Genomic DNA, 22,109 nt, shown 5'->3' on the forward strand with positions numbered 1-22,109 from the left:
TTCACGCTAAGTGAATGATAATGAACAGTTAATAAATTACAAATATTTTCCAATTATTTGGAAAGCAACATAGAAGAGGTTATGAAACTTTCTCAAAATTCGCGTATTTGTGACCAACTTTGCCGTTGGATGATTTCACGCGAGTTTTGAGAGGCACTTTGTAAAGATAATTCAGCATTGATAAGCCTTTCATATTGCGCACCACCGATTTTAGAATAGGATGCTTTTTGTTGTAGAAATATAAATTTTCAATGAAAGAACCGTAAGTGTTGAAGCGGACTATCAGTTAAAATTTTCGATTTTTTCTAATGCAGGGTAGTTCGGTAATTATCAGATATTTTGACGAATAACTATTTATTTTTTTACTTAAAAAGACGAAATAATGAACTTTAACATATTTACCAACACTAATTGTTTTGTTGTTCAAGATATATTCGTTAAATTTGCATCATATTAATAAGTGATAAGCGGTGAAAAAAAAAGTTGTAATTCCCATTCTTGTTTTTATAATCCTATTGCTGGCGGGCGTAGGCATTTTAACCTATTATTTGTTTGAGCAAAAAGAACAAAACAAAGAAATGCAAGCCTTGGCAGAGTTGGATAAGAAAGAAATGGAAAACGAATACCAGCGCTTCGCCAACCAATATAGCGAAATGAAGACGCAAATTAGCAACGACTCTATTATTGCACAACTCACCAAAGAACAAGAGCGAACCCAACAGTTACTCAATGAACTGCGGCAAGTGAAAAGCAATGATGCGAGAGAAATTGCACGCCTAAAAAGAGAGTTGGCAACAGTTCGTGCAGTATTGCGTAGTTATGTGCTCGAAATAGACTCGCTCAATCGTCTTAATCAAAATCTCACAGCAGAGAATACTCGTATTAAAGGAGAATATGAAGCTGCCAACCGGCAGATTGAAGGACTTAGCACAGAGAAGCAAAATCTTTCTGAAAAAGTGGCAATAGCCGCACAGTTAGATGCCATCAACATCAATATGTCTTTGCGTGATAAAAGAGGTCGTTCTACTTCAAAGATGAAAAAAGCGAAAACTCTACAAGTTGATTTTAGCATTGCAAAAAACGTTACTGCAACCAATGGCATGCGAACCCTCTACGTTAGAATTGTCTCACCGACAGGAACTGTTCTTGGTGGGGCAGGAACGTTCCCCTACGAAAATAAGAATTTACAAGCTTCTATGAAGAAAACGGTTGAATATGGTGGCGCCCAAACAAATGTTACAACTTACTGGAATATAGATCAGGCGTTAGTGGCAGGGAGTTATCAAGTGAGTATCTTCGCAGAAGGGAATATGATAGGATCAAGAAGTTTCACATTTAATTAAAGGTATTACATATTTATCATGAACAGATTGCTTACTATATTCATGCTTGTGGGTACGGTGCTACCCCTTAGCGCACAAACCAAGCTCACACTGGACAGCTGTCGAGCGATGGCACTGCGCAACAACAAGCAACTGAATGTAGCCAGACTTCAGCAAGACGTTGCAAAGAACACTCGCAAGGCACTGCGTACGAAATACCTTCCCAAGGTAGATGCTATCGGTGGATACACATACTTCAGTCGAGAGATTTCCTTACTCAACGACCAGCAAAAGGCAGGATTTGGGAGCATGGGTACGCAGCTCAATAATGCTATTGGTGGAAAAATCTCTGGGAACATTGCAACGTTGGTACAGCAGGGAGTACTTTCTCCTCAAATGGCACAGCACATGGGTGCTCTGCTTGGAACGATTGGGGAATCGGTTGCTCAGACTGGCAACACTATTGGCAGTAGCATCAACGATGCACTTCGAACCGATACTCGACAAGTATGGGCTGGTTCTGTGGTGGTGAAACAACCCATTTATTTAGGTGGAGCCATCATAGCAGCAAACAATATTGCTGATATCACGGAACAATTGGCTGCCAACGACCTAACATTGCGTACACAAACGACCATCTACGACATTGACCATGCGTACTGGCTGGTGGTATCACTCAACCAGAAACTAAAGTTGGCGAATAGCTATCGTCAATTAGTGGGCAAACTCAACGACGATGTTCATCAAATGATAGAACAGGGAGTGGCGACACGTGCTGACGGTCTAAAAGTAGAAGTGAAAGTGAACGAGGCTGACATGCAAATCACACAAGCACAAAATGGCGTATCACTCGCTAAGATGTTGCTATGTCAACTCTGTGGTTTATCTTTAGAAAACGACATCACACTGGCAGATGAAGACAATGAAATGTTAGGAACGGTGATGACACCAACCAGCTATCCTAACACTGATCTTCTCAGCACTCGTCCAGAATTAAGAATGCTACAAAATACCATTGATATAAGCAAGGAAAATACCAAGCTCGTTCGAGCTGCTTACTTGCCACACGTAGCCCTTACAGGAGGATATATCATCTCAAATCCCAATATGTTTAACGGATTTCAAAGAAAGTTCTCTGGAATGTGGAACGTGGGATTGATGGTGCAAATTCCTGTATGGAACTGGTTTGAGTGCGATTACAAAGTGCGCGCCACACGTACGTCTACCCAAATAGCTGAACTCAACATGAGTGATGTACAAGAGAAAATTGAACTGCAAGTTACACAAAGTAAATTTAAGTTCAAGGAGGCTCGTAAAAAGCTTGCCATGGCGTTAAAGAATATTTCAAGTGCAGAAGAAAACCTGCGATGCGCCAACTTGGGATTCAAAGAAGGCATTATGAACGCAACGGAAATCATGGCAGCACAAACAGCTTGGCAAAAAGCACAAACACAGAAAATAGACGCAGAAGTAGAAGTTAAACTTGCCGAAGTTGACCTCAAAAAGGCACTGGGCATCTTACAATAATAACATCATGTCGACAAAAACACAACACAACAATATCTTGCTGGCAATCTTAGGATTTGCCGCAGCCGTTATCCTCGTGGCTATCATCGGTTTCTTCACACTTGGAAGAACGCCAGAGATTGTTCAAGGAGAAGTAGAAGTATCTGAATACCGGGTATCAAGCAAGATACCAGGACGTATTTTAGAACTCAGGGTGAAAGAAGGTGACTATGTTCGAGTGGGCGACACCCTTGCTATACTCGAAGCACCCGAAATGAATGCTCAAGAGCAAGCGGCTTCAGCGACGCAACAGGCTGCTGCTGCAATGAGCGACATGGCTGACAATGGCGCACGAAAGGAGCAAATACAAGGCGCTTATCAACTGTGGCAACAAGCGCTTGCAGCATGCGACATCGCACAAAAGTCTTATCAGCGTGTGCAAAATCTCTTCGATCAAGGTGTGATGAGTGCTCAAAAACGCGACGAAGCCTTTGCAGCTTATAAGGCTCGTGAAGCACAAGTAAAGGCAGCAAAGAGTCAATATGATTTGGCGAAGAATGGTGCACGAACTGAAGAAAAACGTGCCGCTGCTAAACAAGCACAGGCTGCCCAAGGTGCTGTAAACGTAGTAAAATCGCTCTTGAGAGAAACCGTACAAATAGCAAAGGTAGAGGGTGAGGTAAGTACTATCTATCCTAAAGAAGGAGAATTGGTAGGAACAGGGTCACCCATCATGAGTATCTCTGTGATGAAAGACCTTTGGGGTACGTTCAATGTACGCGAAGATCAACTCAAAGGCTTGAAAGTTGGTGACACCTTCAAGGCTTACTCACCTGCTTTCGATAAAGAAATCAACATGAAGGTGTACTACATTAAAGACCAAGGGTCGTATGCTGTATGGAAAGCAACGAAGACTAATGGGCAATATGATTTGAAAACATTCGAGGTAAAGGCTCGCCCCATTCAGAAATTTGAAGGTCTCCGCCCTGGTATGTCTCTCATCATACGCGAGTCATAGACGCTTTTTTCCGCCAATTCAACATACATTTTTTCTGTCAAAACAATGGTAAAAAGAATATTGCAAATAGCCTTGCGCGAATGTGGAGTACTGATTAAAAACCCCATGTACGGGTTTTGCATGATCATATTCCCACTGCTCGTCATATTCTTTTTCACCTCTTTACTGAACGAAGGGCAACCTGTAGAGATGCCAGTAGGTGTCGTGGATCAGGATAACACACCCACTTCTCGCCGCTTGATACGAAACTTGGATGCTTTTCAGACGACGAAAGTGGTGGCACATTATCCCAACATGAATGATGCCCGACAGGCGATGCAACGCAATGAGATATATGCGTTTCTACTCATACCCAATGGTACGACCGAAGGCATGATGAGCGCGCGCCAACCAAAGATTTCCTTTTATTACAGCAGTGTAACACTTGTTGCAGGTTCTACCTTGTTCAAGGATCTCAAAACTATTGCCACATTAGGCTCGGCAGGCGTTTCATCAGCCAAACTATCAGCGATGGGGAAAACTCAAGGGGAGATACGAACCTTTTTGCAACCCATTGCAATCGACCTACACATGGTCAACAACCCATGGGCGAACTACAATGTCTACCTCAGTACCACGATGATTCCAGGTGTACTCATGCTTTTTATCTTCCTTATTTCTGCTTACTCGATAGGAACAGAACTTAAGTTTAAAGAGTCGAAAAAGTGGTTGGGGATGGCTGACAATAACATCTATGTGGCAATGATGGGTAAGATGTTACCGCAAACCATCATCTTCCTCACCATATTCTATGCCTTTGAGATTTATATTTATTATGTGCTTCAATTTCCACACACAGGAGGTTTGCTGACAATTTTAATCACTGGACTGCTTGCCGTGCTTGCTTCACAAGCGTTCGGAATCTTCATTTTCGGACTTGTTCCTTCGCTTCGAATGTCAATGAGCGTTTGTTCTTTGTGGGGAGTGCTGAGCTTTACCACCAGTGGTGCTACCTTCCCAATATTCTCCATGAATCCTATGATAGAGGCAATGGCACAGCTTTTCCCGCTTAGGCATTATTACATGCTCTACCAGATGTGCATCTTCAATGGATTTCCGTTAACCGACGCATGGTTCAACTTGTTGGTATTGGGCATATTCATCATTCTTCCCGTGTTTACGATGCGACACATCAAACAAGCCATGCTTATTTACAAATACATTCCATAAAACATTTCAGGTCCAAAACCTACAACCTGTTAAATCATTCAAGGAGCAAAAAAATACAATGAACGACGGCTTATTATATAGAATCAAAGAAGGCATACTGGATATGTGCTACATCTGGATGAAGGAAATCCGTTCATCGTTCACCGACGAGGGCGTTTTGATATTCTGCATCTTGGTACCACTGCTCTATCCCCTGATCTATTCATGGGCCTACAACAATGAAGTGACCAGAAACGTTCCTGTCGCAATCGTTGACAACGCCAACTCTCAGTTAAGCAGAGAATTCATTCGTTCTATTGACGCATCACCAGACACCAAGGTTGCTTACTACTGTAACAGTCTCCCTGAAGCGCAAGATTTGGTAGCCAAACAGGTGGTACATGGCATTGTCTACATACCCGAGGACTTTTCAAGAAAGATATATAGAGGTGAGCAAACACACGTGAGTGTGTACTGCGATATGAGTCTTATGCTCACTTATAAAGCCATTTTACAAAGCGCACAAGCTGCAGCCAGTAGTCAAAACACAAAACTCCAAGTGCAGCAAACCAAAGGATATACGCAGCGAGATGATGAAATTGCCACCCAACCTCTTGCTGTAGATGAAGTTCAAATCTACAACTCAACGGGAGGATATGGCAATGCCATCATTCCGGGAGTGCTGATGATGATTATTCAGCAAACGCTACTCTTGGGCATTGGCTTAGCTGCTGGTACTGCAAGAGAGAACAACAGATATCAAGACTTGGTTCCTATCAGTCGCCATTATAATGGCATCTTTCGTATCGTGTTAGGGAAATCCATAGCCTATTTCATGCTTTACATCGTACTCGGTGCTTATTTAGCACTGGCGGTACCCAAGTTTTTTGGTTTTACCTCATTAGCAACGGGACACTCCCTCATCGGACTCCTCGTTCCCTATATACTCGCCAGTATATTTTTTGGAATGACTTTATCGTGCCTCGTACGCTATCGAGAAAACGTAATCCTATTAGTTATCTTCACATCCATACCCCTTTTGTTCATGACTGGGATATCATGGCCGCAGCATAACATACCAGGAATGTGGCAAGGAGTATCTACTCTTTTCCCCTCTACCTTTGGTGTACGGGGATTCTTACGTGTTCATAGTATGGGAGCTACGTTGGCTGACATCCGTACCGAATACCAAGCATTGTGGATACAGGTGTTAGTGTACTTCATACTCACTTGCCTTGTGTATCGTTATCAAATCATTCATACCCGTCGCCAAGCGATTGACCGCTTCGAATATTTGAAGAATAAGGCAAAAGCAGCTAAAGAAAGTAAGGGAAACGACTAAACCTTGGAGAAATTCTCTTTACGAATTCTTCTCTTAAGATAAATATCTATCACGAACAAAAAAGATAAAGAGCAGGTTCGTTAGTTCAGAATTGACAAGAATCCCTTTCGGGAGAACAGTCCTCGGAAAGTGAAGATTACATTTTTCTGAATGATTTCACCTGCCCCATGTTTTGGTGCAACCATCAATCGCCCAGTGGAGATATAACTCTTTTGAATTATTTCACCTGCACTCTCTTTGTAGGATTTTGTTCTTTATTGCGACGATTTGTTACCGTCACCACTGCTTGCGCTAAGTTCAGAAAGGCTTGTCCTGTCATTGTGTTCACATCAACAGCCGACGGTTCACCACCATCTCCATGCTCACAAATGCTTTGTACCAAAGGTATTTGTGCCAAGAGTGGCGTATCCATCTCTGCTGCAAGCCTCTTACATCCTTCTTTTCCAAAGATATAATATTTGTTCTCTGGAAGTTCTGCAGGTGTAAACCAAGCCATATTTTCTACCAATCCTAAAATCGGAACATTCACCTTTTCATTACGATACATATCAATTCCCTTGCGTGCATCAGCTAAAGCGACGTCTTGCGGTGTACTCACTATCACTGCTCCTGTGATAGCAAGGGTTTGTAATAATGTGAGATGAATATCACTCGTACCCGGAGGTGTATCTAAAATAAAATAATCAAGGTCTCCCCAATCAGCATCAGCAATCAATTGTTTTAAGGCATTTGAAGCCATTGCGCCACGCCACAACGTTGCTGTGTCAGCATTTACAAAGAAACCCACACTTAAAAGTTTGACACCATATTTCTGTATGGGCTCTATCAACTGTCTACCATCCTTTTCTACCGAATATACGTGTGCATCTTCTACCCCAAACATCTTTGGAACTGACGGACCAAAGATGTCTGCATCCAACAACCCAACTTTATATCCCAATTGAGCTAAGGCGATAGCCAGATTGGCAGAGACCGTGGACTTTCCCACACCTCCTTTCCCAGAACTTACAGCTATAATATTTTTTACTTGTGGTAAAAGTTTATCTACCGTTGGGCGTGGCGTAGACTTAAATGCCGTTTTGATAGTCACTTCAACCTCCTTCGATACGTGATAATGAATGGCAGCTTCAGCAGCCTTGAGCGTTGATTTCAGAAATGGGTCCGTCTCTCGAGGGAATAGTAAAGTAAACTCCACTTTCATGCCGTCAATTCTTACGTCATCTTCCAGCATTTCGCTGTCTATCAAGTTCTTTTTCGTACCAGCATACACTACCGTTGCCAGTGCGTCTGTAATCAGTTTAGGATATATGGTCATCATTATTTATATCAAATTATTCTATTATTTAACATGTTTATTTACCCACAGTCTTATCGCTTCGCTTGCTTCGGTGATAGCTGCGATAGTCGTCAAGTGGTATTTCTATATCGGGTTCTTCCAGCATGCCATTTCGGGGTAGCTTAAACTTCAAGTATTTGATGTTTAGACCTCTTGCTATCCACATCGATTCGTAATAAGTCTGGATAGACAATATTTGCTTTGTTGCTTCATCCATATCTGTGGTATGATACAAATCTTCTGTACTTTGAACGATGGGCAGCTGGTTGTTATCCACCATGGCAAGGGTATATGTAAAAAGAAAGTTAGAGTCTGTCTTCAGGTGTATCAATCCACCATCTAACAAAAAGCATCGATAGCGGTTCATAAAATACGTACTTGTGAGTCGCTTCCGCACGTTTTTCATTTGCGGATCTGAAAATGTGAGCCATATTTCCTGTACCTCGTCTTGACCAAAGAAACGATCTATCAGTTCGATATTGGTACGCAGAAATGCCACATTCGCGAGTCCTTGTTCTATCGCTTGCTTGGCACCAGTCCACATACGTGCGCCCTTGATGTCAACTCCTATGAAGTTGATGTGGGGAAACAGTTTTGCCAATCCCACCGTATATTCGCCCTTTCCACATCCCAGTTCTAACACTATCGGATGATTGTTCTTGAAATATTGCTCTCGCCAATGCCCTTTCATTTCAAACGGCACTTGCTCTATCACTGAATGCGGATATTGGAAAACATTTTCAAACGTTTCCATCTCAGCAAATTTTGCTAATTTTCCTTTGCCCATATTGGTTGTTGCTATACTGCAAAGGTAAGCAATTATTTATTTTCAGCCAAACGACAATTATGCTTATTGCGGTGAATCTATTTAGACAGCAAACTCATTTTTACAATGCACTGATGGTCTGCAATATATAAATTCGTTATACTTTTCCTTGCTCATCCATGTAGACAAGCCTGCTAAAGCATTGCATCAAAATCCAAGAGTCACGGAGTTGTAAAAAATAGGGTAGGCAACACCTCTCAAAAGCACTTTTACAAGTTTACTCGTTTTGCGAAAGTATCTTCTTTATATCTTCGTCCACCTTGGTGAGTTTCGCTTTACACATCTTGATAAGTTGCTGAGCTTTCTTAAGTTCCGTGGTCAGTTCATCAATGTCCAACTCATCATTTTCCATGCGCTGCACAATACTTTCCAACTGTTGCACAGCCTCTTCGTAGTTCATTTCCTTTGCCATTTTTCTGTTCTGCTATATGATAAAAGATATTGCCATGCCGCCTTGCACGACACGACCCTCGACATGAGATCCGGCGCACCATGTGATTTGCACAGTCTGATGTCTCTTCCTGTCCCATGGTTGATATGGCAAAAGTACGAATAAAATCAGAAATAAGCACATTAGTAGTCATATATATAATGGTTAAGGCACGGCTCTTGTCGTTAAATAGCGTTTGGCTCTTTTATCCAATAGCAATCAAATCATTATCAGGTCACAGACAAAGACACACATTTTTGTATCATCAAGAGTATCAATCTTGCGAGGTGTGTAGGCTTAAAAGCCGCCCATCAATTCTTTTTTATTCTTGATTTTAAGTGTTTATTGATGCTGAATTATCTTTACAAAGTGCCTCTCAAAACTCGCGTGAAATCATCCAACACCAAAGTTGGTCGCAAATACGCGAGTTATGCGAAAGTTTCATAACCTCCTGTTATTGAAGTTGTTACATTTAACCCTGTTCTTTTTCTTCCTATTTTCACCACCTTTTGGCGATTAAAGCATTGAGATAAGCGTGCAATTTGCATGCTTTAATGCTGCTGAAGCATGTGAATAACAGCTCTAATACATGTTTCCAAGACCGTTAAGTCCATGTTTCAGCTTGAAAAGGCATTGATTTTGACAAAATCAGCCCATTTTTGCAGTTCGTTTGCCTATTGATTTTTTCTATTTTGAAGATTTTAGATGACCGTTTTTCGGTAAAATAACAGGACAAAAACAGCGGTTGCCTTTATCAAGAATGAGCAGGAAAAAATAACGCAACACTTTTCAACTTTTTGGCAACCTATACACTTTTTTGGCATACCCTGCACCGTATCTTTGCCACATCAACACAAAAAATAGTAGAGAATTATGGCAAAAACAAGCATTCAGTACATCAAAGAGGCTGCAAAGAAATTGGTGGATAGCAAATTACAGCGGTTAGGTGCAGCCAAGACACAAGAGATTTTCAAAGGTGTGATGCAATCGGTTGGATTGGAAACAATGGGAGAAGTGTACTTGTTTGTTGCCCAGTTTGACCTGACTTGTCGCGATAGAATATCCGATATGGACGATCTTGCCAGCTATTTCGAATGCTCGTCATTAGACATGATAGAGTATGTGCCAGCACTCACATCGCTCGAAAGCAAAGGTATCCTCGTGCGTAGGGGTAGGAATGAGGAAAACATTTTGAAGCAGAATTATAGCGTATGCGATGCTGTAGTATCTGCTGTGATTGACAACAAGCCTGTTGATATCCGTCATGACACGATAGAAGAGGTGCAGATGGATAAGTATGAGTTTTGCAAACGAATAGCAGAAAAGGTAGAAAGCCCGAACATTGTTACCAATGAACTGATATTATTTGCTGAAAAATTAGAGAAATGTTGCCAGCATCTTGCGTTTATACGCCAGCTAACGGACAAAGTAGGGAACATTGTCGACCGAATACTGTTCTACGATATATGCCATGACAATTTTCAAGAAGATGGAGATGGAACTTCAGATCTAAATACTACATTGAAAGATTTGTACAGTAACATCAGCGAACGCATTGCCACACGAAAGAAGATTGTCGAGCGAAAGCATGTTCTCTTCACCTTGGAACTGATAGAGTTGGATGACAATTATGACGAAGACCTGTTACTAACAGATAAAGGGAAGGAATTTTTCTACGCTGAAGACCTCGTGGCGTTCAGCAAGTTGTATAAATACCGTGACATCTATTCGTTCGTCAACGGCATATACGATTTCTTTCATTCCTCAAAACGCTACAATAGCAACCGACCGAATGAGATGGTGACTCGCATTATCAATAAAACAGTGCATAGCTATGAGCAGACAAACCAGCATTTAGCTGAGGTGAGAAGAATACAGAACCTCATACCCGACGCCTTCGAAAAGATGCTTTTCTACACCGTGGCAAAAGAAATGATAGACGGTGAAGAAACATCTTTGTCACTTGCGGTTAAGACTATCTACCCTCGTCAGATGCGGAAAAAGGTGTTGCAAGACTTCAAGGACAGAAGAAGTGAACTACAGAAAAAGGAATTGGTTGTGATTGAGACAAACTTCTCCTTATTTGGAGAGGACACACTATTGGTCATGACCGACAAAGCAAAAGAGATATTGCTGGGCGAAGATGCGGAACTATTTATGAGAGAGGTGTCAGACAAACAACTAATCCCTTGCAACAAGATAACGAAAAAGAAACTATTTTTCTCTCCAGCACTTGAAAAACAGTTGTCGCTCCTGCGCAATAGTTTAGAGGAAGAATACTATCAAAGGCTCTGCAACAGAATAAAAAAGAACAACCTGCCTACGGGCATTGCCGTTTTGCTGTATGGAGAGCCTGGCACAGGTAAGACCGAAAGCGTGTTACAGATAGCCAAAGCCACAGGGCGCGCTATCATGCACGTGGACATCAGTGCTACGAAAACATGCTGGTTTGGCGAAAGCGAGAAACTCATAAAGAAGGTTTTTACCGACTATCGGCGATTGTGCACCAAGAGCAAGCTAAAACCTATCCTGCTATTCAACGAGGCTGATGCCATCTTCTCCAAGCGTAAAGATGTGAACAATGGAAGCGTTGCACAGACAGAGAATGCCATTCAAAACATTATTCTTGAAGAGATGGAAAACCTCGATGGCATCCTCATCGCAACCACCAACTTGGCGGACAACCTTGATAGGGCTTTCGAGCGGAGATTCTTATTCAAGATTCATTTTGATAAACCTACCATCGAAGCTAAGAAAAACATCTGGATGAGTAAGTTGCCTACGCTCTTGGCTACCGATGCGCAAACGTTAGCGGCAGCTTATGAGTTGAGTGGCGGACAGATAGACAACATTGTGAGGAAGGCTGTGATGCAAGAAGTCGTTCATGGCGACAAGCCTACGCTCCAATTGCTTGTGGAGATATGTAACGAAGAGCGTATCAAACGAAACGATGCAAAACGTATAGGATTTTGATAACGATGTTCGATGGCGATACAAGCGAGAAAACAAATAACAAACAAGCAGGGTGACAAATGTCAGCAGCTATTTGTATCTTTGCAATCAATAAAAACCTAATGCCTTATGCCAGCAAACCAATTTGGAAGATATGTATGGCTTGTGGATACGCTTCGACGCTACAAATACCTTTCCTATAAGGAGATTAACGCCAAGTGGCAACAAAGCGGACTAAGCTATGGTGAAGGGGATGAGCTGCCTCTTCGCACTTTTCACAATCATAGGAAAGCCATTTACGACATATTTAATATTGCCATTGAGCTTGACCCTGATGTGAAAGGTTATAAATATCATATAGAAAACCCAATCGAACTGGAAGACGACAGCCTTCGTAGTTGGCTCATCGACTCGTATGCTACTTTGAACCAAATTCAGGTAGATAGCAAGTTGAAAGACCGAATAGTGTTTGAGGATATCCCATCAGGAAATACATGGCTTACCACTTTTATGCAGGCGATGCGCGAGAATAAAGTCATGAAGATTACACACCAAGGCTTTGGCAAGGACTTCCCAAACACCTTCGAGATTGAGCCATATTGTCTGAAAGTAGTAAAGCGACGTTGGTATGTCATTGCCAACAACCCTTACTACACGGCACTTAATAAGAAACATAAAGAAGAAGAGGGGTATTCACCACGAAAGGAAATACGCACCTACGGACTTGACCGTATCATAGAGGCAACGATTCTTGACAAAACCTTTGAAATGAAAACAGATTTCGACATCAAGAAGTTCTATGAAGGTTGCACAGGCATCATTCCAAGTGACGAACCGATAGAACGTGTCGTCTTAAAAGCCTACGATCAAGCGCCTGACTACCTTCGCACGCTACCGCTGCACGAATCTCAAAATGAAATTGAAACCTGCGAAGAGTCTGTCACTTTCTCATACCACGTGAGGTTGACGTACGACTTCGTGCAACTTATTATGCAACAGGGAGATCAGATAGAAGTGTTGGAGCCAAAGAAATTGCGTGACCAAATTCGAAATATGGCAAACACCTTACTCTCTTATTACAAGGACTGACATGGAAGGATTGAACTTTATAGCAATAGATTTTGAAACAGCAACAGGCAAACGAGCATCTGTTTGCGAAGCTGGAATATGTGTGGTGAAAGACGGAAAGATTGTCGAAACCAAGTCGTGGTTAATCCGTCCCGAAGACAATGCCTACTCCTATTGGAACATTCAGATACACGGCATTCATCCCGAAAATACGGAGAATGCGCCCAGTTTTCCATGCGTATGGCAAGAAATATTGACCTATCTAAAGGAAACGCCTATACTCGTAGCTCACAATGCAGCCTTCGACATCTCCTGCATTCGCAAATCATTAGAGTTGTACCACCTCGATACACTTGATGTTGACTATTATTGCACACTTCGTGCCGCACGTCATCACTACGATTTTGAATGCCATACGCTTGGTTATCTCTGTGAGCAGTTTGAGATTCCCGAAGGTACACACCATCGGGCTGGCGATGATGCCGAGATGTGTGCGCGCCTGTTTCTTCGAGAAATAAAAGATGCAGGCTGGTGCGAACTTACAGAAATGACGTATTGTAACGGGAAGTTATAGTGACATGTTCGTCCAAGGAATTGTCCCTCAGACGAAAGTGTCAGCACGATTTGGTTGCCTTTCTCCGTATATTTTTGAAAAAAGAGTGACAACTCTCTCTTGTTTCCTACTTCACTGTTGATTTGATGATGCCATTCTCTACACGTGTTTCTATCTCATCTCCAGCCTTTAATTGGTGTGCATTGCGCACTGCCCGCCCTTGATGCAGGGTGATACTATAGCCACGTTTGAGTAAAAGTTGAGGGTCGAGTAGTGAGCAACGCTGTTCCAACAAGTCGAGATGATGACGAGCATCAAGGAGGAGGCGCTGAACAGTGGGGGATAATCTGGCAGAGTGAACCTCTATGTGTTGCTGTGCCTGATGTACGTGGAGCCTTGCGGAAGTAGTTAAACGCTGTTGGCACTGCTGCAAATGCGTCAATTGCTGGAGTTTAACACGAGAAAAGAGGAAGGGTATTTTACTCGTAAGGAGGTCAAAACGGTTCTTTTCAAGTTCCATGGCATGCCTTACTGTTTGTATTATTTCCTGTTCTGCATCATCAATGCGATGCCAAGTATTTCTCAAATGTTCAACCAAGTAGGCTGCTGCAGCGGTAGGTGTCTTTACTCGTTGAAAGGAAATCATGTCGAGTACGCTCTCATCCCTATCGTGTCCAATTCCTGTGATAATGGGCAAAGGGAAATTAGCCACGTTCTCGGCTAATAAAATGGTGTCGAAACCACTCAAATCACTGGTAGCACCGCCCCCACGAATGATGACCACCACATCGAACTTGTCTGCCTGATCATTGATTTGGTTCAAAGCATTAATCACACTCTGCTCAACTTTTTCGCCTTGCATCACAGCAGGGAAGAGCTGCACATCGAAAGAAAGCCCTGCATCATTGTCTTGTAGCTGTCGCAAGAAATCGCCATAGCCTGCCGCCTGTTCGCTGGAAACGACAGCAACACGCTGAGCAAAGAGTGGCAAGGTGAGTTCTTTTTGTAAATCAAAGACGCCCTCTGCCTTTAATTGGGCAATGATTTCTTGTCTTTTTCTTGCCATATCACCCATCGTATAAACGGGGTCAATGTCTGTGATAATCCATGAGAACCCATAAGCCTCGTGAAAATTTGCATAGACCTTCAGTAACACTTTCATGCCAGCTCGTAAGGATTGTCCCGTCATGCGCTCGAAATACGGTCGCATCAGCATCCACTTGTTCTTCCAGCATTTAGCGGAAGCCTTGGCTATGGGCGTATTGGTTTGCTCATCTTTCTGCACTAACTCCATGTAACAGTGCCCTCTCACCTCACGTACCTCAGACAATTCGGCCTCTACCCAATATTCATCGGGCATGACAGTTTGGAGAGTTTCGCTCACTATTTCGTTGAGTTCATAAAGCGTTAATTTTTGTTTCATTTGCTTTGATATTTCACATACAAATATACAATTTTATTTTGAAAGGCGATGCATGGTAATAAAAATGCACTGGCAGATAACTCCGATTGTTACGTTTCTTAAATGAACTTACAATTGGAGATACAAGAGAAACTGCCCAGAATGATTTAGAGAAAAATCATCATATTTAGGTATTGCCTTGACAATTAGGAGCTATTACCTTTGCAAACTTACAAGAGACATGCAAAGCATGTTGTTGAACGAAAAAAAATTAAATAACTAATTTATATATCATCTTGAAAATGAAAAATTTAAGAAAAAAACTTTTGGCATTAATATTTTTATTGACAATAGTAGGTAGTATGCAAGCCAAAAATGCGTTAATTGTAATAGCGCATGGCTCACCTATGCCCAGTTGGCGTAAACCAGTCTTGGATTTAGAACAAATCGTACGGCAAAAATTAGCAACTCATCCCGTAAAAGGCATTGACTATATGCGTGTGGCACTCATGGAATATACAGAACCTTCGATAGCCAATGTAGTAAAGGATTGTTTGGAACAAGGAGCTGATACCATCTTTGCGTTACCTTTATTCATAGCCCCATCAAGTCACACGGAAGAAGATTTACCTAACATTCTTGGCATGAAGTATAATAGATATGTACGCGAAGAGTTGGCAGAGGAAAATACCGAGATGGTTCATACCAATGTTCCTATTGTCATGGGACCAACATTCTATTATAGCTACGTGTTAGAAAAGACGATGTTACAACGAATAAAAGCGATGTCGAAAGATGAGGCAAACGAAGCCGTAGTATTTCTTGCACATGGCGACCCAGAACGTATTGGATTTTGGAACATGATGTTAGAACATGTACAAAAATACATCAAAGACAACAGCAAGATAACTTATACTGATGCACGACAGATAGAGATGGGACATGACTTCGCAAATGAACTACTACCTATATTAAAACGTGCCGCACAACACAAAAAGCGAATATTGGTACAGGGCATTTATCTTACTTCAGACGTGAAACGTATGGCAGATAGGCACAAAATGCAGGAAAAACAAGCGGAGCTAACCCGAGATGGCGTAGAAATAGTTTACAGCAATGAGGGAATTTTGCCTGCATCATCTGATTTAATTGCCAATTGGGTAATAGAAGAAACGACACAATGGTTGAAGAGCAAGAAATAGCTCTTCAATCTTATCCGTTAGTAAAATAGTGCATACATGTTACGTATTAAGCCAAAACACACAGCCAAAACAACCAAAATCGTACAGATGACTTTGCTGCTATTTGGGAACACATCATGCAAGAAAAGTATTTTTGTCTTGCTCTGTATGATATGGGGCATTCTCAATACTCATGCTCAAACAAGTAAGGTTTTCGGTTATGTTACTGACACAAATAACGAGCCTCTAATAGGCGTGTCAGTGAAAGTGGAAGGCACTAATACGATGACTGTTACAAATAACGAAGGACGATTTTTATTAAGTATTCCACGACAAAACTCATTTACTGTAACATTCTCATATGTGGGATATACCACAAAAAAAGTGAAATGTAAAGATAACACACCATGCCTAAACGTGAAGTTGTCAGAAGATGTAAATCAAGTAAATGAAGTTGTAATACGTGCAAAAAGCAATATCAACGCGATTGACTTGCGAGCTAAATCGGGTGCAGTGGTTAATGTAGACATGAGAGCACTTAAAGATAAGCCAATGATTGACATGGGATTGGCTCTGCAAGGAATGGTACCAGGATTAATGGTTTCTAATACAGGGGAATTGGGTAAAGCCCCTGAAATACGCATACGTGGAAACTCTTCATTTAGAAAGGGGAATATGACCAATGAACCATTGTATGTTTTAGACGGAAAAATAATAGCTGCCGAAACCTTTTATAACCTTCCCCCACAAGATATTGCAAGTATTAAGGTGTTAAAGAACGCATCAGCATGTGCCTTATACGGCGTTAAAGCTGCTAATGGGGTTTTAGAAATAACTTCACAACGTGGATATTGCGGTAAACTTACCATTTCCTACAGCAACAATATCGGAATTACGGGACGAGGAAAACGAGGAGTTCGGCTAATGAATTCCAGTGAAAAATTGGAATTCGAACGACTTTTACAAAATCCTGCCACACCAGGTTATCGGTTTAGTGCTGACTACTACAACAAGTATGAGGCAGATAATCCTGATAAGGCTCAACTTATCAAAGAAGGAGAAGTATATCTCAATGAATTACGGAAAATTGACACAGACTGGTTTAACGAACTGATACATAATAATATCTACCAACGCCACAGCTTCAGCTTGAAAGGCGGGAATAATTCAACGACTTATTATGTTTCTGCGAACTATGCCAATCAAGGTGGAAGAATGAAAGGAAATGACAAACAACGTTATAGCGTACGTCTTAGCTTAGACCAAAGGTTAGGAAAGATTGGTTATATGATGCTGGGAGTAAATGGTGCATACGCAAAAACGAATACGCCAACTGGCACAACCTTCGACCCAACTTCATTGGTGTATAACCTTAATCCTTACGAAACAACTTCATCGCAACTTTATTCATACCCAGGACAAAGGTTCAAAGACTTGCTTTACCAATTTCAACAAGACCATACAGATAAAGACGTGGGGTTTTCCGCCAACCTCACTCTTACTCCTTTTGCAGGACTAACATTGGCATACATTGCAGGTGCTGACTTGAGCTTTGGCAATAATCATCGATTTACTCCTGCTACCTCTTACAGTGAACAGCATCAAGGTATCCCTCTCCTAAGGCGCGGGATATACAGCAAATCTCAAAATGCGACAACAAACATATCGAGCAATTTTAGAGCAACATATAATCAGGTAATCAATGACATACACGACCTTACTCTTGGTGCGAATATAGATTATTACTTTTACGACAATGAAGGAGTAGGCATCACAGGATATGGTGTGGGTAATATAGACTCACCTTCTGCCATAAACCATTCGCTACAAGGGCTTAGGCAACCTGAGATACGAAACCCACATGACAGAAACGCACAATTGGGTATAGGAGTGGTAGGTGGCTATTCCCTTAAAAACATCTACGACTTTTACGCTACCTTCAAAGCGGATGCGTCATCCGTTCTTCCTAAAGAGAAACGTTGGAACTCTGCTTGGGCAACGGGAATAGGGTGGACGCCAACCAATTATTCTTTTTTGAAGGGCAATAAGATAATATCTGCACTGAACCTAAAAGCATCTTATGGCGTAACAGCTAATCTTAATGGTGTTTCGGTATCACAAACGATTGGCACATTCTCATTTTCCAACAAAGGCTATGATGAGGTAAGGCCATTGGAACTACTTATGCTTTATAATAAAGACTTGAAAGCAGAGCAAAATAAATCAATGGACGCTGGTCTAACCCTTGAACTATTTCACCGCATTACATTTGATGCGAATTGGTATAATCGCATTACAGAAGAAGCCCTGTTGGATGTTCCTATTGCAACAAGCACAGGGTTTCAATTGATGAAACGCAACGTTGGAATTCTACAAAATAACGGTATAGAGTTAGGCTTTAACGTTAGGATTATTGATAATTATGACAGCAGGTTAAATTTGCGTGCCAACTTTTGCTATAATCGCAACAAAGTTATTGATCTATATGACGGCAATCGATTATATACGAACGAAGATGATATACTGCCAACTTACGAGGTAGGTAAATCGTACGATATGCTGTATGGGCTTCATTCATTAGGTATCAATCCTCTTACTGGTTATCCAGTATTCAAGACTCCTGATAACAAGGAAAAACAAGCAAGCGAATTTCTTACGAAGTCTGATTTCCAATCCTTAGGTCATCTCACGCCACCATACAACGGAGGATTGAATGTTGATTTTCAATACAAAGAATTTGAAATGAATGTTGGCTTTTACTACACGCTTTCGGGTATTCGTCAATTTGATTACAAGTACGTACGTAATAAAGACAATGCAAACAAGAATGCTATTGCTGGACTTACTGAGCACATGTGGTTTAAGCAAGGAGATGAGCACAAAATTTATCCCACACCCTATTACGCAAACAGTGTGGCTGAAGAAAACATGGCTTTGTATGCAACCTCTCGCACAGTTGGTTCAAGCAACATGTTAAAATTATCCATGGTGTCATTGAGATACCGCATTGCAGGAAAATGGTTAGAAAAGCATTTACCTTTTTTACAATTCGCCTCAGTGGGATTTCAAGGTTCAAATCTCTATACATGGACATCCTTTAAGGAGTCGGATCCAGAAAGTGGAAAACTTTCTGGAACACTTCAACCTGTGTTCACATTTAATATGAACCTAACATTTTGAAATTATGTTTAAGATAACACGCAAAAATATATTATTGTTTCATTATATCATTTCTGCGATGATATTTACATCGTGTTCGCTCAACATTCCGCCAATGGATATGTTTTCAGACCCCGATGCGATTACCAATGTTCAAAATGCACGTTCACTCTTAACTTCAGCATATAGGGCATACCCTCATTACGAATTGGAGTTTTCAATCTTAGGCAATGACTTTTGCCCTACGTCACTCTCTCACAGCAATGTAGAATTAACAAACCTGTATGCGTGGCGTCCTAAAGAAATCACACAACTTTCCACGAATCTTTGGCTTGGATATTATAACGTTATTGCTATCTGTGATGCTTTAGATGAACGACTGCCACAAGTGCAGATAGAAAAAGAAGATGACAGGCAGGAAATCATCAATATTTCTTCGGAAAGCAAACTACTAAAAGCTTGGTGCTATTTGCAATTACTCAAGATATATGCCCCAGCTTACGACAGAAACCCAGATGACATGGGAATCATACTAAAGTCGACACTCGGAATAGAAAACAAACAGCGTAGTTCTATCAAAGATTGTACGAGTTATATCGAGGATTTATTACTACAAACAGCCAAACATCCCTTTAACAACAAAAACCAGATGTGGATGTCGAACGATGCTGCTCACTACTTATTAGCCGATCTCTACCTTTATATGGGACAATGGGATAAAGTTCTCGAATATGCTGTCCCACAGCTTTCGACAATGCCAAAGGCAGGGTCGGACTCCTATGAAAAAGAATACCATTCTTTATGGACTGACAAAAACTCAACAGAACGTATTTTTGCTTTTTATATGGATAGTCCTGTTTTCACTAATTTGGAATACGACAGAAACAAAGGAGATTTATTTGCCATCAACCCAAACTTTGCAATTGACAAATCAGACAAACGTTATGACATGGCGATTATACCCAAAAAGATGTACAACAAACAGGTCATGCTCTTGGGTAAATATAATAAATTGCAAAAAGACAACATGGTTGTCTCCTACCTTAACAAAATGCGGCGGGCAGGTCTTATCTTCATGGTGGCTGAAGCTTATGCACAAATAGGAAATAATCACAAGGCTATTGCAACGATAAACAGTTATCGAAAATTAACTGGAAAGAACATGCTTACAGAAAATTTGAATGGCAAAGATTTAGTCGATTCTATCCTTTACGACAAATACCAAGAGTTTGTTGGAGAAGGCACTAATTACTTTGACTTAAAACGTACACACAACAAACCGCTTGCTCGCTTAACTCTATGGGGCGAGGGACATTCCGCTTATATATCAGAAGACGACTATCGGTGGACTTTCCCTATACCAAAAGCAGAATACCGCTTTAATCTTGCTGAAATCAACCAAAACAAAGGCTGGTATTATACAAATGACAAATGAAAAACAGGTAAAGGTGTCTAACATGACATCACACTAAAAGACATCACACGGGACTGGCAAATATCTCATAAAAATAACTCAATTTTTTATAACAATTACACAATGAAAACCATTAAATTTACATTAGCAGCCCTTTTGGCACTTTTGCTTATACCCTCTTGTACAGAGGATAAGGATGAGCAAATGACAAATCATCTAAATCTTGAACTGCAAGGAGTTCATGAGATTGCAGAAGATGATAATACGACGATCACGATTAAGGCAAGTCTGTCCTTTACACCAGAGGAAGACGTTACTGCCAATTTGATTGTCACAGGAAACGACGACAAGATAGTAGAACTTTCTACGCAAAATCTTGTTTTCAAGAAAGGTGAAAAGGTTCAAACCTTTACTATCAAGTCCAACAACAAACATTTAGTTAAAGGAGTCCGTTCTATTACCATCAATGTGGGTCACATAAACAATGATAATGTAAAATTATTAAAGCCTGTGACTATTAATGTTCGACAAGATAGTGATATCCCAGTTTTAACAGAAGCACAACAATCATTAATCAAGGGTTATAAAGAAAAGTTTGGAGTTGACCTCACAAGCATCCTTGGTAAAATAAAGGTAAAAGCAACTGTTAGTTATAATGCAAGTGACAAAGAACAATACTTTGGAGGTAAAGAGAAAGAAACATTCAACGGTTACACCATTATTACACTCAGCGAAAAAGCCACTGCCGACAAACCCGTTCTAAAGATGATATCCAATGCAATGGGACTTAACGACTTTTTCTACATGGTACTTAAAAAGAAGACAGTTGAGGATACTGAATTCTTCCAACAACAACCTAATGGCTTGGCTGTTGTGAAAGCAGTAAAGTTTGATCCTAAGGAAGATACATTCACGACAGCTCTTGACAATATTGAACTCAATATTAAAGATGGAAAAATTAATTTCTTAGGAACGGGAAAGGATGTATATGGAGACGAAATAACTGTAGTGCCTTTTTCATACAAGTTCTCTGCATGGGACCGTTTGCAGAACATTGTAAAGCAAGGGAATGTCTCCGTTACCATCAAATTGCCTTATGAAGACCATGAGCAAACGATATTGATAAACCAAGATGTAATTGATGCAGGTGGAAGTATTTCCCCAAATAGATGGCTCGGATATAGCACCATAGACAAGGATTCATATAAGAACGATCCGTCTGACTACATCAAGCCTACCTCTGTTCTTGACTTCAAGGGAGGGAAGATGTCTTTTACATTCCCATGGGACTTTGATGAGGCGAATGGCTACACACAAATAAATGTAGAATATACCTTTTAATATTGGTTAAAAAACAGAATCATCTCCTCTTCTATTAAGAAGCGGTGACAACTATTAGCAATAAGAATTTC

Annotated in this window: 16 protein-coding genes; 12 read left to right on the plus strand and 4 right to left on the minus strand. The window is 41.0% G+C overall.

The annotated features are described in order from the left end of the window. Positions 1-470: 470 nt before the first annotated feature. From DEM91_RS05630 to DEM91_RS05650, 5 genes are read left to right on the plus strand one after another with little or no spacing between them, the layout of a single operon-like run. Positions 471-1,343, plus strand: a complete 873-nt coding sequence (locus DEM91_RS05630; protein ID WP_008124312.1) for a hypothetical protein — start codon at positions 471-473, stop codon at positions 1,341-1,343. Between the two features lie 18 nt (positions 1,344-1,361). Then, positions 1,362-2,849: a TolC family protein gene (locus tag DEM91_RS05635; RefSeq protein WP_025072087.1), complete on the plus strand. Its 1,488-nt coding sequence runs from the start codon at positions 1,362-1,364 to the stop codon at positions 2,847-2,849. 7 nt (positions 2,850-2,856) lie between these two features. Further along, entirely contained in the window at positions 2,857-3,846 is a 990-nt protein-coding gene (locus tag DEM91_RS05640; protein WP_025072086.1) for an HlyD family secretion protein, read from the plus strand. A 45-nt stretch (positions 3,847-3,891) separates the two neighbouring features. Further along, positions 3,892-5,055, plus strand: coding sequence for an ABC transporter permease (locus tag DEM91_RS05645; protein ID WP_249858265.1), 1,164 nt, complete (start codon positions 3,892-3,894; stop codon positions 5,053-5,055). 58 nt (positions 5,056-5,113) lie between these two features. Further along, positions 5,114-6,376: an ABC transporter permease gene (locus DEM91_RS05650; protein ID WP_249858266.1), complete on the plus strand. Its 1,263-nt coding sequence runs from the start codon at positions 5,114-5,116 to the stop codon at positions 6,374-6,376. Positions 6,377-6,593: 217 nt separating this feature from the next. Here the strand turns inward: DEM91_RS05650 and DEM91_RS05655 are convergent, their stop codons facing one another. The 3 genes from DEM91_RS05655 to xseB form a co-directional block, all read right to left on the minus strand. After that, a complete protein-coding gene (locus DEM91_RS05655; RefSeq protein WP_249858295.1) occupies positions 6,594-7,691 on the minus strand; it encodes an Mrp/NBP35 family ATP-binding protein in 1,098 nt (365 codons plus the stop codon). A 37-nt stretch (positions 7,692-7,728) separates the two neighbouring features. After that, complete coding sequence (trmB, locus tag DEM91_RS05660; protein ID WP_249858267.1) at positions 7,729-8,499, minus strand: tRNA (guanosine(46)-N7)-methyltransferase TrmB; 771 nt, start codon at positions 8,497-8,499, stop codon at positions 7,729-7,731. Between the two features lie 256 nt (positions 8,500-8,755). Continuing rightward, a complete protein-coding gene (gene xseB, locus DEM91_RS05665) occupies positions 8,756-8,950 on the minus strand; it encodes an exodeoxyribonuclease VII small subunit (protein WP_249858268.1) in 195 nt (64 codons plus the stop codon). An 891-nt stretch (positions 8,951-9,841) separates the two neighbouring features. Between xseB and DEM91_RS05670 the strand changes: the two genes are divergently transcribed. From DEM91_RS05670 to DEM91_RS05680, 3 genes are all read left to right on the plus strand, one after another. Further along, positions 9,842-11,941 (plus strand): ATP-binding protein, encoded by a 2,100-nt coding sequence (locus DEM91_RS05670; protein WP_249858269.1) that lies wholly within the window; start codon positions 9,842-9,844, stop codon positions 11,939-11,941. A gap of 108 nt (positions 11,942-12,049) precedes the next feature. Then, complete coding sequence (locus DEM91_RS05675; protein WP_249858270.1) at positions 12,050-13,009, plus strand: helix-turn-helix transcriptional regulator; 960 nt, start codon at positions 12,050-12,052, stop codon at positions 13,007-13,009. 1 nt (position 13,010) lies between these two features. Further along, positions 13,011-13,562 (plus strand): 3'-5' exonuclease, encoded by a 552-nt coding sequence (locus tag DEM91_RS05680; RefSeq protein WP_249858271.1) that lies wholly within the window; start codon positions 13,011-13,013, stop codon positions 13,560-13,562. A gap of 106 nt (positions 13,563-13,668) precedes the next feature. Here DEM91_RS05680 and xseA read toward each other — a convergent pair whose 3' ends face one another. Continuing rightward, positions 13,669-14,964, minus strand: a complete 1,296-nt coding sequence (gene xseA / locus DEM91_RS05685; protein WP_249858272.1) for an exodeoxyribonuclease VII large subunit — start codon at positions 14,962-14,964, stop codon at positions 13,669-13,671. Between the two features lie 281 nt (positions 14,965-15,245). Here xseA and DEM91_RS05690 point away from each other — a divergent pair, with 281 nt between their 5' ends. From DEM91_RS05690 to DEM91_RS05705, 4 genes are all read left to right on the plus strand, one after another. After that, positions 15,246-16,145, plus strand: a complete 900-nt coding sequence (locus DEM91_RS05690; RefSeq protein WP_249858273.1) for a sirohydrochlorin chelatase — start codon at positions 15,246-15,248, stop codon at positions 16,143-16,145. 87 nt (positions 16,146-16,232) lie between these two features. Further along, a complete protein-coding gene (locus DEM91_RS05695; RefSeq protein ID WP_410525626.1) occupies positions 16,233-19,304 on the plus strand; it encodes a SusC/RagA family TonB-linked outer membrane protein in 3,072 nt (1,023 codons plus the stop codon). Between the two features lie 58 nt (positions 19,305-19,362). Then, complete coding sequence (locus DEM91_RS05700; protein ID WP_249858274.1) at positions 19,363-20,718, plus strand: RagB/SusD family nutrient uptake outer membrane protein; 1,356 nt, start codon at positions 19,363-19,365, stop codon at positions 20,716-20,718. 102 nt (positions 20,719-20,820) lie between these two features. Continuing rightward, the gene (locus tag DEM91_RS05705; protein WP_249858275.1) at positions 20,821-22,038 is read left to right on the plus strand and encodes a DUF4929 family protein; all 1,218 of its coding nucleotides are present in this window, start codon (positions 20,821-20,823) and stop codon (positions 22,036-22,038) included. Positions 22,039-22,109: the final 71 nt, after the last annotated feature.

The sequence above is a fragment of the Prevotella sp. TCVGH genome, assembly GCF_023522295.1.
In the GTDB taxonomy this organism is placed as follows: domain Bacteria; phylum Bacteroidota; class Bacteroidia; order Bacteroidales; family Bacteroidaceae; genus Prevotella; species Prevotella timonensis.

Bases quoted from the DNA above. Each gene is read 5' to 3' on its own strand.
- DEM91_RS05680 (WP_249858271.1), top strand. From the start codon at position 13,011: ATGGAAGGATTGAACTTTATAGCAATAGATTTTGAAACAGCAACAGGC.
- DEM91_RS05705 (WP_249858275.1), top strand. From the start codon at position 20,821: ATGAAAACCATTAAATTTACATTAGCAGCCCTTTTGGCACTTTTGCTT.
- xseB (WP_249858268.1), bottom strand. From the start codon at position 8,950: ATGGCAAAGGAAATGAACTACGAAGAGGCTGTGCAACAGTTGGAAAGT.
- DEM91_RS05640 (WP_025072086.1), top strand. From the start codon at position 2,857: ATGTCGACAAAAACACAACACAACAATATCTTGCTGGCAATCTTAGGA.
- DEM91_RS05655 (WP_249858295.1), bottom strand. From the start codon at position 7,691: ATGACCATATATCCTAAACTGATTACAGACGCACTGGCAACGGTAGTG.
- DEM91_RS05650 (WP_249858266.1), top strand. From the start codon at position 5,114: ATGAACGACGGCTTATTATATAGAATCAAAGAAGGCATACTGGATATG.
- DEM91_RS05700 (WP_249858274.1), top strand. From the start codon at position 19,363: ATGATATTTACATCGTGTTCGCTCAACATTCCGCCAATGGATATGTTT.
- DEM91_RS05695 (WP_410525626.1), top strand. From the start codon at position 16,233: ATGACTTTGCTGCTATTTGGGAACACATCATGCAAGAAAAGTATTTTT.
- DEM91_RS05645 (WP_249858265.1), top strand. From the start codon at position 3,892: ATGGTAAAAAGAATATTGCAAATAGCCTTGCGCGAATGTGGAGTACTG.
- DEM91_RS05670 (WP_249858269.1), top strand. From the start codon at position 9,842: ATGGCAAAAACAAGCATTCAGTACATCAAAGAGGCTGCAAAGAAATTG.
- trmB (WP_249858267.1), bottom strand. From the start codon at position 8,499: ATGGGCAAAGGAAAATTAGCAAAATTTGCTGAGATGGAAACGTTTGAA.
- DEM91_RS05635 (WP_025072087.1), top strand. From the start codon at position 1,362: ATGAACAGATTGCTTACTATATTCATGCTTGTGGGTACGGTGCTACCC.
- DEM91_RS05690 (WP_249858273.1), top strand. From the start codon at position 15,246: ATGAAAAATTTAAGAAAAAAACTTTTGGCATTAATATTTTTATTGACA.
- DEM91_RS05675 (WP_249858270.1), top strand. From the start codon at position 12,050: ATGCCAGCAAACCAATTTGGAAGATATGTATGGCTTGTGGATACGCTT.
- xseA (WP_249858272.1), bottom strand. From the start codon at position 14,964: ATGAAACAAAAATTAACGCTTTATGAACTCAACGAAATAGTGAGCGAA.